We start from the raw sequence: 13,919 nt of genomic DNA, 5'->3' as shown, positions 1-13,919 counted from the left end.
ATGACCAGTGCGGTGGATGCTGCTGACGTCGAGAACCGGATCCGTGCGCTGGTCGCCGCGCTCGACGATCGCACCCGACAGCTCGCGACGGCGCGCGAGCGGTTGCGACGCTCCGAGGCGGAGTGGCGCCGGCAGGCGGAGCACGACGTCGCCCACGCTACGGAGGAGGCCAGGAAGGCGCTGCTGAGGGACCGCAAGGCGATCGAGTCGAACGCCGAGGAGGTTGTGACGTCGGCCTCCAGGATGGTGGAAAGGATGCTGGAGAGGGAAGCACCGGGTTACCTCTCCGCAGCCTGGGACGACGAGCTCTGGTCGACGCTGCCCGTCGAGCGGGCCGGGGAGTGGATCCGGGTCGGTGCCGTTGATCTCGAACAGCAGTCACTCCCGCTGACGGTGCCGCTCTCCGCCGGCGTCTGGCGCGTCGCCAGCTCAGCCCGGGACGAGTTCAGGGCGTTCGTGCACAACACGATTGCTCGCGTGGTCGCGGCGTTCGACCCGCTCCGAGTGCGTGTGCTGACCTTCGACCCGGACCTCGACCTCGACCTCGCCGCACTGGCCGGCCTGCGCGCCGTGTCGCAGACGAGCGTTCCGCCGGCGTTGACGTCCGTGGAGGATCTCGAGGGCGCACTCGACGACCTCCGCACGAGCGTGGCCGCAGTGGACGACCGATTGACGGCAGCTGGGCAGCACACCTATTGGAGCGCGCTGAGGTCCGGCCACCCGCTCGCCGCCGCGACACCGCTCAGGCTTCTCGTCATCGGTGCGCCCCCGAATGGCCTGACGGACCGCGGCCGAGCGCGGTTGGACCAGCTGCGCGGCCTCGCCTCCGACCGCGGCCTGCTGATCATTGAGATGGTCCAGGAGACCACCTCGGCCGCGAGCCCGCTGCACGCAACGATCACCCTGCGCGGCGACGCCTCGACCGCGAGCACGGCTCCCGGCCTGACCTGGACCCCCGACACCTGGGCCGGTGAGTCTTTTCTCCGGCGGCTGAGCACCGACCTGACCGCTCGCCCGCGGCAGGACGCGGCCCCCTCGGTCGACTTCCGGCGCATCGTGGAGTCCATCGACGATGCGTGGATGGCTGAGGCCGACGAGGGTCTGGAGGCTTGCATCGGCAGCACCGACGGGGGGGACCTGGTTGTCCGCCTGCGGGCCGAGAACCCTCCGATGCCGAACGCCCTCGTCGGGGGCGCGGTCGGCGAGGGGAAGTCGAACCTCCTCCTGGTTCTGGTCCACAGCTTGGCGGCACGGTACTCACCCGCCGAGCTGGAGATGGTGCTGGTCGACCTGCGCGACGGGGTCGAGTTCGCACGTCTGGGTCCCACCCGTGAGAGCCCTGCCTGGCTCCCGCACGTCAGAGCCCTGGGTCTGGAGTTCGACCCGGACTACTCACTCGGCGTCCTGAGCTGGGTGCGTGCGCAGATGAGCGAGCGCGCACGGCTCCTGAAGGCTCACGGGGCGACGACCCTGAGGCAGTACCGCGCAAGATCGGGCAGGACCCTGCCGCGCATGCTGGTCGTGATCGACGAGTTCCAGCGCATGTTCGAGGGCGACGACGACCAGGCTGCGGCGGCGGCCGCCGACCTCGACAACATCGCCCGAACGGGTCGTGGTTTCGGCATCCACGTCGTCCTCGCGTCCCAGGCCCTCAGCGGCATCCGCGGCCTCGCGACGAAGTCCGACTCCCTCTTCAGCCAGTTCCACAACCGAATCGTGCTCAGGAACACCGCCGCCGAGTCCCAGGCGTTCCTCGCTCCACACAACCTGGCCGCCGCCGACCTCGAGCACCGAGGACAGGCGGTGGTCAACGACTCGCTGGGGAGTCTCGACAAGAACAAGCTGGGCACCGTGGCCTTCGCCCAGCCGGACTACCTCGAGCAGCTGCAGGTCCAGCTGTTCCGGCAAGGGCACGGAGGGCCACCGAGCATCTTCAGGGCGACCGCATTCGCCACCTGGCCGGTCAACGGCTACGGAGCGGATGCCTCGCGCGGCGTCGTCGCAGCGGTCGGGCTCCCCGTCGCCGTCGAGGCCCGAGCCGCCACCCTGACCTTCACGCGGTCACCCAACCAGGCGTTGGCGGTTGTCGGCTCGCAGCGGGAGGTGGCGATCTCCGTCCTCGTCCGGGCGGTGGTCACGGCGGCCGAGAGCATCGGCCCGGATGCGCGTGTTCTCGTCCTCGACGGCGACAGCCAAGGACCGGCCCCGGCCGCGTGGCTCAGCGCCCTGGTCGAGCATCTCCGTCGACGCGGCCACGCAGTTCGACACGAGGCACGGGGCACTGTCGCGGAGAGCGTCCTTCGGTTGAGGCGGGACAAGGGCTCGGTCGACCTCGTCGTCCCCGTCGCGCTCGACTCGGTCGACCTCGACACCGCCACCGAACCGGACTACGAGCTCCCCAGCGAGGCGCTGCGCGATCTGCTGAGGAGCGGGCCTCTCAGCGGAACCTGGACCATCGGCTGGTGGCAGAGCAAGCCGGTCCTCGAGGAGCAGCTCGGATTTCGCGCCTCCGGCGTTCGTGCGTGGGCCTTCGCCGGCGTGTCGCGGGACGACCTCACCGACATCGCCGGCCATGCGACGCGAGAACCGGTAGTGAGCCCACGTTTCGTCTGGTTCGACCGTCTTGCGGGCACGATCGCGCAGCGGCTTGTGCCGTTCGATCCCGAGGACGTCATCGGAACGGCTGACCGTGCCTGACTCCCACACGTACGCCACCTACGTGGAAGCGGTCGAAGCCCTCTGCACTGTAGAGCAGCGACGGCGGGCAGCACTTCGCCGAGCCGTCGAGACCGCTGCCGCTACCGAGGAGCGGGCCAGGGTCAGGCTGGCTGAGCAGCAGCGGATGTACGGGCGCTCGGCTCAGGAGGCGAAGGACGTCGAACGGCAGCTGGCAGAGCTGCGGACCCTCCTGGGGTTGCCGCCCGAACCCGCCGACGACAGCGTCTCAGAGGCGCAGGCGCCGACTTCGCTCGTCGAGATCCGGGGCCAGATCCGCGACGTGGCGCAGTGGGCCACGGACGCGAGCTCGACAGCCGAATCGCTGCTCCGCAGCAGGGCGCGGCTGGCGACGGCGCCTCCACCTGCTGTCTTCGCACCACTCCCGGCACCGTTGCCTGCTCCGCGCGCCAAGAGCAGGCTCGTGATCTGGCTCGTAGCCGCGACCGCCGTGCTCGTCGTCATCGTCGTGCTCACCGTCCTCGCACACTAGGAGAGAAGATGTCTCAGCTCGGTCAGCTCAAGGGCCAGATCGAATCCATCGCCCAGCAGGCGAAGTCGACCGGAGGCCAGCTGTCGGCCTTCAAGGCGAAGTTCTCGCAGGCCGCCGGTCAGGTCCAGAGCACCATCGGCGGTAGCGCTCAGAGCAAGGACAAGGAGGTCGTCCAGGCCATCCAGGACGCTCAGAGCAAGGTCGACGCCGCCGTCGAGGCGCTGAACCAGGCCGCTCGCGTCGCCGCGGCGTACGGCCAGTCCCTCTGATGACCCGCGCGCCAGGTGCTGACGGCACCGCGTCTCGAAGAGCTCTCACGATGAGCCTGGGGCAGGCGACCCGCGAGGCTCGCGCCGCCCAGGCGATGCTGGAAGGGGCGACAGCCCGGTTCAAGGCCGTGACCGCCGAGGTGCTGACCGTGGTGGGCGGGAGCACTCAGGCGATCGACAAGGAACTGACCCGAACGTTGCAGGAGAGTGTGCGAGATGCCGACAAGGCCATCGAGGCGCTCGGCGCCGCGGCACACGCCGCACGAGCGGCAAACCAGGGCCAGTAGCCGTGGGGAGGCACAGGCTCGGGCTCGGGCGAGGCGTCGCACCACCGACCAGCCTCGGCTGCGCGGCAGGACCGCGCCAGGTGGCGAGCGTGGCCGTCACGACCTCCGGCACCCCGCCGTACGACCATGTGGGGTGCACCCGGGTTGCACGTCGACCACAACCTGACCGCTCCGACGGATCCAGCCGGGTGCGGACAGCCGCGCGGGGTCGTCCGCATCGGGCTCGCACACGATGTCGGAGCTAGAGGCACTCTGCGAGGCTCTGCTCGAGAGCCTCCGAGCACTCCCCACCCTCGCCGCTCACTTGCAGGAGCGCGCCTCGCTCCTTCGGAGGCTCAGTGGGCAGATCCAGCAGTCGGCTCGGCTCTCAGCCGCGGGACCCGGGGCCGACCACGTCGTGCAGAACCTCGATCGTGCGGCGTCGGCGATGCTCGACAGTGCGCGTTCGTTGCTGGACGCGGTCCGGCAGGGCGAGAGCTTTGTGCGCCGAACGGTCGGTGGCGCGGCGGGTGGAGCCGCGCTGTCGCCAACCACCGAGCCGCAGCCGAGGTCCGGCCTCGAACCCCAGGACGTCGCAGCCATCGCCGACTACACGGGAGCCGGTTTCGAGGAGATCAATCCGATGCTGAGGGGCCAAACTCCGCTGGACGTCGACATCATGATCAGGAGCGCTGCGCTCAGCCGGGCGCTCGCCAAGCTACCGAACCACCGGGGAACCGTCGTGCGCGGACGCGATTTGGCCACTGCAGAGGTAGCGTTCTACGACCCTGGGTCGATCGTGCGCGAGCCCGGCTTCACCAGTTCGGACACGTCCCGACCCTTTCCCGGAAACACGATCTTCTACATCGAGTCGAAGACCGGCAAGGACGTCTCCGAGTTCTCGACCTACGGCGCCGCCGCGGGAGGCAAGGAGCACGAGGTGCTGTTCGATGCCGGGACGAGGTTTCTCGTCCAGTTCAACGACATCGTCGACGGCAACCGAGTGATCCTGATGGAGGAGGTGGTCGATCGTGGATGACGCAGCGGCTCAGTTCGAGCCGGACCAGGAACTGATAGCCAGGATGCTCGCCTTCCACAGGGCGCGGCAAGCGGCATCCCTCTTCAACGACTCCGACGAGGCCAGGCGGAAGCAGGACACACCCTTCGCCGACCAGCGAGCGGATCGGGAGGACGGGGACGGACCCGTCACCCCTCGATCCGACTGACCTCGCAAGCCCTTCCCACGCCGTTCACGTTCCGGGCCGACGCCAGCGGAAGCCCGGCTGTAACGGGGACCGGCGGCGTCGCGATCGGCAGGTCAGGCGCACCCCGGTGCGCGCACCCCGGCGGGCGGTCCCGTCCGTGCCGGGGACACCCACATCTCCAGGAGGCAGCATGCGACGAGGACCCCGACGTGCGGTCTCGGCCGCCGCCCCCGTCCCGCCGCCGGGCGGCGCCCACCGGCTCCGCGGCCTCCGGGCGGATCCGCTCGGGCCGCAGGAGCCCGGCCAGGCGCCCCTGCTGGTCGGCGGGACGACGCCACGTCCCGGACGTGCGCAGTCGCCCGGTCTGGACGACCAGCTGTGCTTCGCCCTCTACGCGGCGACGAACGCCGTCATCCGCGCGTACCGGCCGCTGCTGCAGGCAGTCGGCCTGACCTATCCCGAGTACGTCGTCCTGATGGCGCTGTGGGAGGCCGACGACGTCAGCGTGGCCGACGTGAGCGCGCGCACCCAGATGCCGCTCGGGGACCTGTCGCCGATCGTCGAGCGCCTGGTCGAGACCGAGCTGGTGATGCGCCACGGCAGCCGGCTGCGGCGGGGCGCGACCCGGCTCACCCTGACCGACCGTGGGCGGCTCCTCGAGGAACGAGCCGTCGTCGCCCAGCACGAGGTCCGCTGCCAGACCAGGCTGTCGACCGACGACGTGGCGCAGCTCCGCGGCTCCCTCCACGACCTCACCGGCACGCTGCAGGCCGCGCACCCGTACCAGGAGGCGGGCACGGCCTGACCTTGTCGACCACCTCACCCCGGTCAGGAGGTCCGGCGCGACCGTCCACCCCAGCCTGCCGGCCCGCGAGCCGGCGGTTCCTGACGCAGGATCGACCTCCGACACCGCGCCGCAGCCGCATGGCGCGCCCACGACCAGGGAGGATCGCGCCGTGACCCGACGTCAGAGCCGCCGCCGGCCCCGTGAGGTCGGCGTCGACGAACGGCAGACCGTCGTCGTCTGCCGTGGAGGCGACTGCGGCAACCGGACCAAGCACCCCGGCGTCGACCACCGCGACCAGCTGCGCCGCATCAGCGGCGAGGTCGACATCACGCGGGCCCGGGTCGTCAGCAGCGGGTGCCTCGACGCCTGCGAGCACTCCAACGTGGTCGTGGTCGTCCCGGGCTCGGCCGGACGCGCTCGCGGCGCCGCACCCGTCTGGGTCGGCGGCGTCCTCGACGAGGCCTGCACCGGTGATCTCGTCGAGTGGGTCGACGCAGGCGGCGCGGCCGTCGCCGACGCACCCGTCCTCGTCGACCTGCACGCCTTCCACCCGACCCGGCTCAACCGCCACGAGCTCGAGGAAGAGCTCGGACGCTAGTCTGGCCCACGCGTCCGGCGTCGGCCTCAGCCGCGCGCGGCGAAGACCTCGATCTCGACGCGTGCGTCGAGGGGCAGGCCGGCGACGGCCACCGTCGTCCGGGCCGGGTACGGCGGGGTGAAGACGCGTTCGTACGCGGCGTTCAGGGCGGCGAAGTCGTCCATGCTGCGCAGGAAGACGGTGACCTTGACGACCTGGTCGAGGGCCAGGCCCGTGGTGGCCAGGACGGCCGAGACGTTCGCGAACGCCTGCTCCACCTGCCGGGCGAAATCTCCCTCGACCAGCCGCCCGGTCGTGGGATCGACCGGGGTCTGCCCGGAGACGAAGGTCAGCTCGCCGCGCGCCAGGACCGATGGGCTGTAGGGGCCGAGCGGCTCGGGTCCGCCAGGCGGGGCAGCGGGGGTCGACGACATCGACGTCTCCTGGTCCAGGGGGGTGCTGCCGTCTCGGCGGCGCGCGAACCGGGCTGAGCGACACGGTGCCCCGTGGCCGGCCGGATCGCCGGGAAGTGCTTGAAGGTGGAGCTTAGGGGATTCGAACCCCTGACCTCTTCCATGCCATGGAAGCGCGCTACCAACTGCGCCAAAGCCCCTCGCGGGTGTGCGGTCCGGGCCGGTGGGCCCCTCCGCGACAACCCGAGAAGACTACCAAGTCCGGTGCGGCCTCACGAAATCGTCTCCCGGACGGCCAGCGGGCGGACGTTGTGCTCGGCGACCCGCCAGTAGCCGCCGGCGCGGTGGCGGTGCAGGACCGACCACGCGCAGTTGTCCAGGCTCCCGAACGTGCGCCACAGGTCGAAGGGCAGCCCCAGCAGCCGGCACAGCCCGGCACGCCCGGCGAGCCCGTGGGTCGTGACGACCACGGTCGCGCCGTCGGGCGCCTGCTCGGCGATCTCGGCGAGGGCGCGGGCGACGCGCTCCCCCACCTCGGAGACCGTCTCGCCCGTCGGCGAGCGCCGGACGTCCTCGCCCCGGCGCAGCGCGGCCCAGGCCTCCGGCTCGACGGCGTCGATCTCGGGACCGCGCAGGCCCTCCCAGGTCCCGACGTTCACCTCGCGCAGGCGCTCGTCGAGGCGCGGCTCCAGGCCGGTGACCTCGGTGAGCGCCGCGGACGTCTGCCGCGTACGGGTGAGGTCGCTCGACCACAGCTGCGCCGGCTCGAGAGTCGCGAGGACGCGGGCCGCGTCACGCGCCTGGTCGAGCCCGACGGCGTTGAGCGGGATGTCGGCCTGGCCCTGGAACCGTCCGGAGGTGTTCCAGTCGGTCTGGCCGTGCCGCCACAGGACGAGGCGGTCCGCCGTCACCGGCGGACGTCGAGGCCCAGACGGATCTCCGGCGTGTCCTGCCAGAGCCGCTCGAGGGCGTAGAAGCGGCGCTCGTCGGTGTGCTGGATGTGGACGACGAGGTCGAGGTAGTCGAGCAGCACCCAGCGCTGCTCGCGGTCGCCCTCGCGGCGCACGGGCTTCTCGCCCAGGCCGCGCAGGGCCTCCTCGACGCCGTCGACGATGGCGCCGACCTGGCGCTCGTTCGTGGCGGTGATCACCAGGAACACGTCGGTGATCGCGAGCTGGTCGGACACGTCGAAGGCGACGATGTCGGTGCCGAGCTTGTCGGCCGCGGCCTCGGCGGCGACGCGGGTGAGCTCGAGCGCGTGCTCGGTGGCGGTCATGGGGTCCTTCCTCGTCCGGGGGTGCTGCCACTCCCGGGGAGCAGGCACAACCGGTCAAGGATGCCAGGTCCTCCCAACCCCGGCGCCCGGGCGGCGGGGAGGGTCACAGCGACTCGGGGGTGAGGTAGAGGCCGCGCTTGGCGATGTACTGCACCACCCCGTCCGGCACGAGGTACCAGACGGGGTCGAGCTCGGCCACGCGCCGGCGGCAGGCGGTGGACGAGATCGACAGCGCCGGGATCTCCAGCAGGGTGACGCGCTCCTTCGGCAGCTGCGCGATGTTCGGGGTGTCGATCTCGACCCCGGGTCGCGTGCAGCCGACGAAGTGGGCGAGGTCGAAGAGCTGGTCGGCGTTGCGCCAGGTGAGGATCTGGTCGAGCGCGTCGGCGCCGGTGATGAAGTACAGGTCGACGTCGTCGCCGCGCTCCTCGCGGATGTCGCGCAGCGTGTCGTACGTGTAGGTGTCCCCCGGCCGCTCGATGTCGACGCGGCTGACGCTGAAGCGCGGGTTGGACGCCGTCGCGATGACCGTCATCAAGTAGCGGTCCTCTGCGGCGGAGACGTCGCGGTCGGCCTTCTGCCACGGCTGCCCGGTGGGGACGAAGACGACCTCGTCGAGCGCGAAGCGGCCGGCGACCTCGCTCGCGGCGACGAGGTGACCGTGGTGGATGGGGTCGAAGGTCCCGCCCATCACGCCGAGGCGGTGGCGCTTGCCGTTGCTGCCCGGCTGCCGGGCGAGCCCCGTCGACGCGACGTGGTCCGAGGGCGACCGTACGGTCATGCCGGCGCGGACGTGCGAGGCGTGGCGGCCGTCGTCGGCCGGGTCGTCAGGATCGGCTCCGCTCAGCTGTGCGGGCGACCCTTGCCGACCGCGATCGTGATGAACAGCAACGCGTGCAGGATCACGAAGGCGATCAGACCGAAGCCCCACGCGGGGATCGGCAGCTCGCGCTCGGTCTCGAGGAGAGCCAGCCCGAAGTCCATGCCCGCACTCTAGCCGGTGCCGCCCGGGAGGCCGCGCGCGTCGCCCCTGCGTCCACAGCTGTGTCCACACATGTGAACAAGTCTTCGATTCTTGTCTAACTCCACGAGAGCTCCGGGATCGTCGTTGACACCCTTGGCTACGACTGTTAGCTTCGCGGCTATGAGCACTAGCGAGTTCCTGCAGGTCCCCGGCGGCACCCTGGCGTACGAGGTCGCCGGCGACGACGGTCCCCTCGTCGTGCTGGCCCACGGGATGGGCGACAGCCGTGAGGCGTACCGCTTCCTGGCGCCGCGGCTGGTGGAGGCGGGCTACCGGGTCGCGGCGGTGGACCTGCGTGGGTGCGGCGCGTCCAGCGTCGGCTGGCCCTCCTACTCGCGCACCGCCATCGCCGGCGACCTGCTCGCCCTGGTCGGGCACCTGGGTGGACCGGCCGTGCTGGTCGGGCACTCGATCGCGGGCGGGGCGGTCACGATCGCCGCGGCGGACTCGCCGTCGAGCGTCACCGCGCTCGTGGAGCTCGCGCCCTTCACCCGCAAGCCGCCGGTCGGCCTCGCCGAGCTGCGCTCGTCCCGGTTCCGTCGGGGTGCCCTCGCGCTGCTGGCGGCGGGCCTCTTCGGCAGCGGGCGGGCCTGGGAGCGCTACCTAGACGTCGCCTACCCCGGCGCCAAGCCGGCGGACTGGACGGCACGCCTCGCAGCGATCCGGGCAATGCTGCGCGAACCCGGCCGGATGAAGGTCCTGCAGCAGATGGGGAGGACCAGCGCGGCCGACGCGGGCGCCCGCCTCGGGGACGTCGCCTGCCCCGTGCTCGTGGTGCAGGGGTCGCTGGACCCGGACTGGGGCGACCCCGAGGCCGAGGGCCGCGCGGTCGTGGCTGCGCTGCCGTCCGGGCTGGGCCGCCTCGCGGTGGTCGACGGGGCCGGGCACTACCCCCACGTGCAGGCGCCCGAGGAGACCGCGCGGCTGGTGCTCGACTTCCTGGCGTCGGCCACCCGTGCCTAGGGCGGGGCTCGACACGGCCAAGGTGGTGGCGGCGGGCGCCGCCCTCGCCGACGAGGTCGGAGCCGCGAACCTCACGATGGGCCTGCTCGCGCAGCGCCTCGGGGTGCGACCGCCCTCGCTCTACAAGCACGTCACCGGCCAGGACGACCTCGAACGGCGGATCGCGACGCTGGCGCTCACGGAGGCCACCGAGCGGATGGGCACGGCGGTCCAGGGCCTGGCCGGGCGCGAGGCGCTCGCGGCCGTCATGCGGGCGTTCCGCGCGTATGCGGTCGAGCACCCCGGCCGATACCTCGTCGGGACCGGGCTGGCGCCCTTCGCGGCCGGCGACGACCCGCTCGGCGAGGCGCGGCAGCGCCAGCAGGCGGTGCTGGAGGCGGTCCTGCGGGCGTACCGCATTCCTCCGGCGGACGCCGTCCACGCCCTGCGAACCGTGCGGAGCCTGCTGCACGGCTTCGCCTCCATCCAGGCGGCCGACGGCTTCCAGTACGCCACCGACGTGGACGCGAGCTTCGAGTGGCTCGTCGACCACACCGACCGGGCGCTGAGGGTCGCAGGCGCCCCGGCGGACGCCTGACTCAGCGGACCTGGCCGGAGCCGGTGATCAGGTACTTGGTCGACGTCATCTCGGGCAGGCCCATCGGCCCGCGGGCGTGCAGCTTCTGCGTGGAGATGCCGATCTCGGCCCCGAAGCCCAGCTCTCCCCCGTCGACGAACCGGCTCGACGCGTTGACCAGGACCGCGGCCGCGTCGACCTGCGCCGTGAAGCGCTGCGCCGCCGACTCCGAGTCGGTGACGATCGTCTCGCTGTGCCCGGTCGAGTGGTCGCGGATGTGCGCGACCGCCTCGTCGAGCGAGGTCACGACGCGGGCCGCGAGGTCGAGCGAGAGGTACTCGGTGTCCCAGTCCTCCGGCGTCGCCGGGACGACGCCCGGGCCGTACGCCGCCGTGGCGCCGTCGCCGTGCACGGTGACGCCCGCCTGCGCGAGCGCGGTGAGCGCGTCGGGCAGGAAGCGCGGTGCGGCGTCCGCGTGGACGAGCAGCGTCTCGACCGCGTTGCACACCGACGGCCGCTGCGTCTTGGCGTTGAGCAGGATCGCCAGCGCCATCGCCGGGTCGGCGCTCGCGTCGACGTAGAGGTGGCAGTTGCCCACACCGGTCTCGATGACGGGGACCAGGCTGTGGCGCACCACGTGGTCGATGAGGCCGGCGCCCCCGCGCGGGATCAGCACGTCGACGAGGCCGCGAGCGCCCATGAGCTCGTCGGTCACCTCGCGCGGCCCGGGGACGAGCTGGACGGCGTCCACGGGCAGCCCGGCGTCGGCCAGCCCGTCGCGCAGCGCCTCGACGACCGCCGCGTTCGACGACGCGGCCGAGGACGAGCCGCGCAGCAGCACGGCGTTGCCGGACTTGAGGCAGAGCCCTGCGGCGTCGGCGGTAACGTTCGGCCGAGCCTCGTAGACGATGCCCACGACGCCGAACGGCACGCGCACCTGCCGGACCTGCACGCCGTTGGGGTTGGTCCACCCGCGGACGACGTCGCCGACCGGGTCGGGCAGGGCGGCCACGTCGCGCAGGCCGTCGACCATGCCGGCCACGCGGTCCGGGGTCAGCCGCAGACGGTCGACGAGCGAGGCCGCCGTGCCCGCCTCCTCGGCCCGGGCGACGTCGGCGGCGTTGGCCTCGAGGACGGCGGTCTCGGCCTTGGTCAGGGCGTCCGCCATGGCGTGCAGGGCCGCGTCCTTCTGGGCCCGGGTGGCCGTGGCGAGGATCTGCGACGCCGTCCGCGCCGCGAGGGCCTGCTCCCGTACGCCCGTGTGCTCGCTCATGCGCCCACGGTAGTGGAGCAGGCCCCGCCCGCGCCCGGCCTCAGACCCGCTGCGCCGTCACGAGCAGGTACTCCCACTCCATGACCCCGTCGGTGAGGAACCGGTCGCCCAGCGCGGCCATCTCCTCGTCGAGCGCGGCGACCCGGGCGCCGTCCTCGCCGAGGAACCGGTAGACGGCGATGGTCGGGCCGTAGTTGCGCTTCATGAAGTCACGGAACGCCGCACCGGTGCCGAACCGCTCGGTCCGCAGCGTCTGCTGGCGCGCCGCCAGGTCCCGCACGCGGTCGCCGAACAGCTCCCGCACGTGGTCGACCCGGCCCCACAGCGGCGCGGGCGAGGCACCGGGAGGCGGCGGCGGGGCGTACGGCTTCATGGTCGCGAAGAGCTGGCCGATGAACCCCTCCGGCGTCCAGCTGAGCACCCCGACCGAGCCGCCGCTGCGGCAGACCCGCAGCAGCTCGTCGGCGGCCTGCTGGTGGTGCGGCGCGAACATCACGCCGATGCAGGACATGACCACGTCGTACTCGCCGTCCTCGCAGGGCAGCGCCTCGGCGTCGGCGACCCGCCACGTGATCGGCAGGTCCTGCGGCGCCGTCGCACGGCCCACCTCGAGGAGCTCCGGCGTCAGGTCGGTGGCGGTGACGTCCGCGCCGCGGCGGGCGGCGGGGACGGCCGAGGTGCCCGTGCCGGCGGCGACGTCGAGGACGCGCTGACCGGGTCGGACGTCGAGCGCCTCGACGAGAACGGCGCCCAGCCCGCCGACGACCTCGTCGGCGACGGCCGGGTAGTCGCCGCTGGCCCACAGGGCCGCGTGCTTGGCCTTGAGCGCCCGGTCCTGCTCGGAACGGGTGTCGGGGGTGGTGGTGGATGTGGTGCTGATGGTGGTGTCGGTCATGTCGGCGACGCTAGGGACCGCGAGGCACCTCCGGCATCGGCGCCGACGCGCATCTCCGGGCTGCGCGTACGAGCCAGGTGTCGGCTGGCGCGTACGCGTCAGGTGCGGGCGAGCAGCCGCGCGACGGCCGCGGTGCGCGCGGCACGGCCCCGGAGGCCGAGCTTGGCGTAGGCGTTCTGCAGGTGCCGCTCCACGGTGCGCACCGAGAGGAACAGCTCGGCGCCGATCGCGTCGTTGTCGCACCCGCGGGCGGCCAGGCGCAGCACGTCGAGCTCGCGGGGCGACAGCACCTGGGCGAGGTCCGGGCCGTCGGGAGCGACCACGGCAGGGGCCTGCTCCCGCTCGGGGGCGAGGAACCGCGTCAGCTCGCCGAGCAGCACCGGCCAGGCCGGCTCGTCGGCCAGGACGATGTGGTTGTCGCTCGGCAGCGCGACCAGGCGCGCGCCCCGGATGCCGGTGGCGAGGTGACGGCTGTAGGCGAAGGGGTTCATCTGGTCGCCCAGGCTGTGCATGACGAGGACCGGCAGGTCGAGCTCGGCCATCCGCGCGCTGGCGTCGGTCACCTGCCGCTGGTGGCGGGCCACGACGGCGGTGTCGGCGTCGACGGCCCGGCGCTGCAGGTCGTCGATCCAGCGCATCTGCTCCTCCGTGCCGCCGGGGATCATCAGGCTGGTGAACACCCGCCGGAACTCCGGCGTCGGCCGGTCCCAGCCCACCCTGATCAGCGCCGTGAACGCCGCGTCGAGCTCGAGGTCCTCCGCGGTCGCCGCCTCGGACCGCGCACCGGCGTAGCTGCCGTAGAAGGCGAGCCGGCTGACCCGCTCCGGGTGGCGCGCCGTGTACTCGATCGCGACCGGCCCGCCCTGGGCCATCGCCAGCACGGCGAACCGGTCCAGCCCCGCGTGGTCGGCGACGGCCTCCAGGTCGGCCACCCGGGACTCGAGGCTGTGGTCGCTGACCCCGCGGTCGGACAGCCCGTGGCCGCGCTCGTCGAACCGCACCACCGTGGCGATGCGGCCCAGCTCCACCAGGTAGTGGCGCCACACCGGGCTCTGCCAGTCGAACTGCAGGTGGCTCAGCCAGCAGGAGTCGACGAGCAGCGGCGGGCCGGAGCCGTGGACCGCGTACGCGATCTGGACGCCGTCGGCGGAGCGTGCGAAGCGGACCTCCTGCACCGTCCGCGTCGCGACCGACCCCATGCCCCCGC

17 protein-coding genes and 1 tRNA gene are annotated in these 13,919 nt (G+C 72.5%); 9 read left to right on the top strand and 9 right to left on the bottom strand.

The window, feature by feature from the left end; translation table 11 throughout:
- The 7 genes from BMY04_RS06490 (at nucleotide 1) to BMY04_RS06455 (ending at nucleotide 6,333) form a co-directional block, all read left to right on the top strand.
- On the top strand, nucleotides 1–2,697 hold the full coding sequence (locus BMY04_RS06490) for an FtsK/SpoIIIE domain-containing protein (protein ID WP_139209775.1): 2,697 nt from the start codon (nucleotides 1–3) through the stop codon (nucleotides 2,695–2,697).
- Nucleotides 2,690–3,208, top strand: a complete 519-nt coding sequence (locus BMY04_RS06485; RefSeq protein ID WP_091178298.1) for a hypothetical protein — start codon at nucleotides 2,690–2,692, stop codon at nucleotides 3,206–3,208. Before BMY04_RS06490 ends, BMY04_RS06485 begins: the two co-directional genes overlap by 8 nt.
- A gap of 8 nt (nucleotides 3,209–3,216) precedes the next feature.
- Nucleotides 3,217–3,477, top strand: a complete 261-nt coding sequence (locus tag BMY04_RS06480; protein WP_091178297.1) for a hypothetical protein — start codon at nucleotides 3,217–3,219, stop codon at nucleotides 3,475–3,477.
- 50 nt (nucleotides 3,478–3,527) lie between these two features.
- Nucleotides 3,528–3,764: a hypothetical protein gene (locus tag BMY04_RS06475; protein ID WP_091178296.1), complete on the top strand. Its 237-nt coding sequence runs from the start codon at nucleotides 3,528–3,530 to the stop codon at nucleotides 3,762–3,764.
- Between the two features lie 397 nt (nucleotides 3,765–4,161).
- Nucleotides 4,162–4,782 carry an ADP-ribosyltransferase family protein gene (locus tag BMY04_RS06470; protein WP_139209774.1) on the top strand — a complete coding sequence of 207 codons (621 nt, stop codon included), beginning with the start codon at nucleotides 4,162–4,164 and terminating at the stop codon, nucleotides 4,780–4,782.
- 356 nt (nucleotides 4,783–5,138) lie between these two features.
- A complete protein-coding gene (locus BMY04_RS06460) occupies nucleotides 5,139–5,753 on the top strand; it encodes a MarR family winged helix-turn-helix transcriptional regulator (RefSeq protein ID WP_091178293.1) in 615 nt (204 codons plus the stop codon).
- A 151-nt stretch (nucleotides 5,754–5,904) separates the two neighbouring features.
- Nucleotides 5,905–6,333 carry a hypothetical protein gene (locus BMY04_RS06455; RefSeq protein WP_091178292.1) on the top strand — a complete coding sequence of 143 codons (429 nt, stop codon included), beginning with the start codon at nucleotides 5,905–5,907 and terminating at the stop codon, nucleotides 6,331–6,333.
- A 26-nt stretch (nucleotides 6,334–6,359) separates the two neighbouring features.
- On the opposite strand, the gene BMY04_RS06450 is transcribed toward BMY04_RS06455, so the two are convergent.
- The 6 genes from BMY04_RS06450 to BMY04_RS22670 all read right to left on the bottom strand — a co-directional run bounded on the left by BMY04_RS06450 (nucleotide 6,360) and on the right by BMY04_RS22670 (nucleotide 8,985).
- Nucleotides 6,360–6,746, bottom strand: coding sequence for a Rid family detoxifying hydrolase (locus BMY04_RS06450; RefSeq protein WP_091178291.1), 387 nt, complete (start codon nucleotides 6,744–6,746; stop codon nucleotides 6,360–6,362).
- Between the two features lie 106 nt (nucleotides 6,747–6,852).
- Nucleotides 6,853–6,925, bottom strand: a tRNA-Ala gene (locus BMY04_RS06445).
- Nucleotides 6,926–6,997: 72 nt separating this feature from the next.
- Nucleotides 6,998–7,636, bottom strand: a complete 639-nt coding sequence (locus tag BMY04_RS06440) for a histidine phosphatase family protein (protein WP_091178290.1) — start codon at nucleotides 7,634–7,636, stop codon at nucleotides 6,998–7,000.
- Nucleotides 7,633–8,001, bottom strand: coding sequence for a ribosome silencing factor (gene rsfS / locus BMY04_RS06435; protein ID WP_091178289.1), 369 nt, complete (start codon nucleotides 7,999–8,001; stop codon nucleotides 7,633–7,635). Before rsfS ends, BMY04_RS06440 begins: the two co-directional genes overlap by 4 nt.
- Before the next feature lie 103 nt (nucleotides 8,002–8,104).
- Nucleotides 8,105–8,782, bottom strand: a complete 678-nt coding sequence (gene nadD / locus BMY04_RS06430; protein WP_091178288.1) for a nicotinate-nucleotide adenylyltransferase — start codon at nucleotides 8,780–8,782, stop codon at nucleotides 8,105–8,107.
- 62 nt (nucleotides 8,783–8,844) lie between these two features.
- Complete coding sequence (locus BMY04_RS22670; RefSeq protein WP_170854023.1) at nucleotides 8,845–8,985, bottom strand: hypothetical protein; 141 nt, start codon at nucleotides 8,983–8,985, stop codon at nucleotides 8,845–8,847.
- A gap of 160 nt (nucleotides 8,986–9,145) precedes the next feature.
- Between BMY04_RS22670 and BMY04_RS06425 the strand changes: the two genes are divergently transcribed.
- The gene (locus BMY04_RS06425) at nucleotides 9,146–9,988 is read left to right on the top strand and encodes an alpha/beta fold hydrolase (RefSeq protein WP_091178287.1); all 843 of its coding nucleotides are present in this window, start codon (nucleotides 9,146–9,148) and stop codon (nucleotides 9,986–9,988) included.
- Nucleotides 9,981–10,565 (top strand): TetR/AcrR family transcriptional regulator, encoded by a 585-nt coding sequence (locus tag BMY04_RS06420; RefSeq protein WP_198409963.1) that lies wholly within the window; start codon nucleotides 9,981–9,983, stop codon nucleotides 10,563–10,565. The genes BMY04_RS06425 and BMY04_RS06420 overlap by 8 nt, the downstream gene beginning before the upstream one ends.
- A 1-nt stretch (nucleotide 10,566) precedes the next feature.
- On the opposite strand, the gene BMY04_RS06415 is transcribed toward BMY04_RS06420, so the two are convergent.
- The 3 genes from BMY04_RS06415 to BMY04_RS23510 form a co-directional block, all read right to left on the bottom strand.
- Complete coding sequence (locus BMY04_RS06415; RefSeq protein ID WP_091178285.1) at nucleotides 10,567–11,817, bottom strand: glutamate-5-semialdehyde dehydrogenase; 1,251 nt, start codon at nucleotides 11,815–11,817, stop codon at nucleotides 10,567–10,569.
- 40 nt (nucleotides 11,818–11,857) lie between these two features.
- Nucleotides 11,858–12,712, bottom strand: coding sequence for a class I SAM-dependent methyltransferase (locus BMY04_RS06410; protein ID WP_091178284.1), 855 nt, complete (start codon nucleotides 12,710–12,712; stop codon nucleotides 11,858–11,860).
- A 98-nt stretch (nucleotides 12,713–12,810) separates the two neighbouring features.
- On the bottom strand, nucleotides 12,811–13,911 hold the full coding sequence (locus BMY04_RS23510; protein ID WP_091178283.1) for an alpha/beta fold hydrolase: 1,101 nt from the start codon (nucleotides 13,909–13,911) through the stop codon (nucleotides 12,811–12,813).
- Nucleotides 13,912–13,919 lie beyond the last annotated feature (8 nt).

Origin of the sequence: Microlunatus flavus (assembly GCF_900110855.1) — a bacterium.
Classification (GTDB): Bacteria; Actinomycetota; Actinomycetes; order Propionibacteriales; family Propionibacteriaceae; genus Microlunatus; species Microlunatus flavus.
This window is presented reverse-complemented; position numbering and strand designations above follow the sequence as displayed.

Bases quoted from the DNA above. Each gene is read 5' to 3' on its own strand.
- rsfS (WP_091178289.1), bottom strand. From the start codon at position 8,001: ATGACCGCCACCGAGCACGCGCTCGAGCTCACCCGCGTCGCCGCCGAG.
- BMY04_RS06475 (WP_091178296.1), top strand. From the start codon at position 3,528: ATGAGCCTGGGGCAGGCGACCCGCGAGGCTCGCGCCGCCCAGGCGATG.
- BMY04_RS06490 (WP_139209775.1), top strand. From the start codon at position 1: ATGACCAGTGCGGTGGATGCTGCTGACGTCGAGAACCGGATCCGTGCG.
- BMY04_RS23510 (WP_091178283.1), bottom strand. From the start codon at position 13,911: ATGGGGTCGGTCGCGACGCGGACGGTGCAGGAGGTCCGCTTCGCACGC.
- BMY04_RS06480 (WP_091178297.1), top strand. From the start codon at position 3,217: ATGTCTCAGCTCGGTCAGCTCAAGGGCCAGATCGAATCCATCGCCCAG.
- BMY04_RS06415 (WP_091178285.1), bottom strand. From the start codon at position 11,817: ATGAGCGAGCACACGGGCGTACGGGAGCAGGCCCTCGCGGCGCGGACG.
- BMY04_RS22670 (WP_170854023.1), bottom strand. From the start codon at position 8,985: ATGGACTTCGGGCTGGCTCTCCTCGAGACCGAGCGCGAGCTGCCGATC.
- BMY04_RS06460 (WP_091178293.1), top strand. From the start codon at position 5,139: ATGCGACGAGGACCCCGACGTGCGGTCTCGGCCGCCGCCCCCGTCCCG.
- BMY04_RS06410 (WP_091178284.1), bottom strand. From the start codon at position 12,712: ATGACCGACACCACCATCAGCACCACATCCACCACCACCCCCGACACC.
- nadD (WP_091178288.1), bottom strand. From the start codon at position 8,782: ATGACCGTACGGTCGCCCTCGGACCACGTCGCGTCGACGGGGCTCGCC.
- BMY04_RS06425 (WP_091178287.1), top strand. From the start codon at position 9,146: ATGAGCACTAGCGAGTTCCTGCAGGTCCCCGGCGGCACCCTGGCGTAC.
- BMY04_RS06450 (WP_091178291.1), bottom strand. From the start codon at position 6,746: ATGTCGTCGACCCCCGCTGCCCCGCCTGGCGGACCCGAGCCGCTCGGC.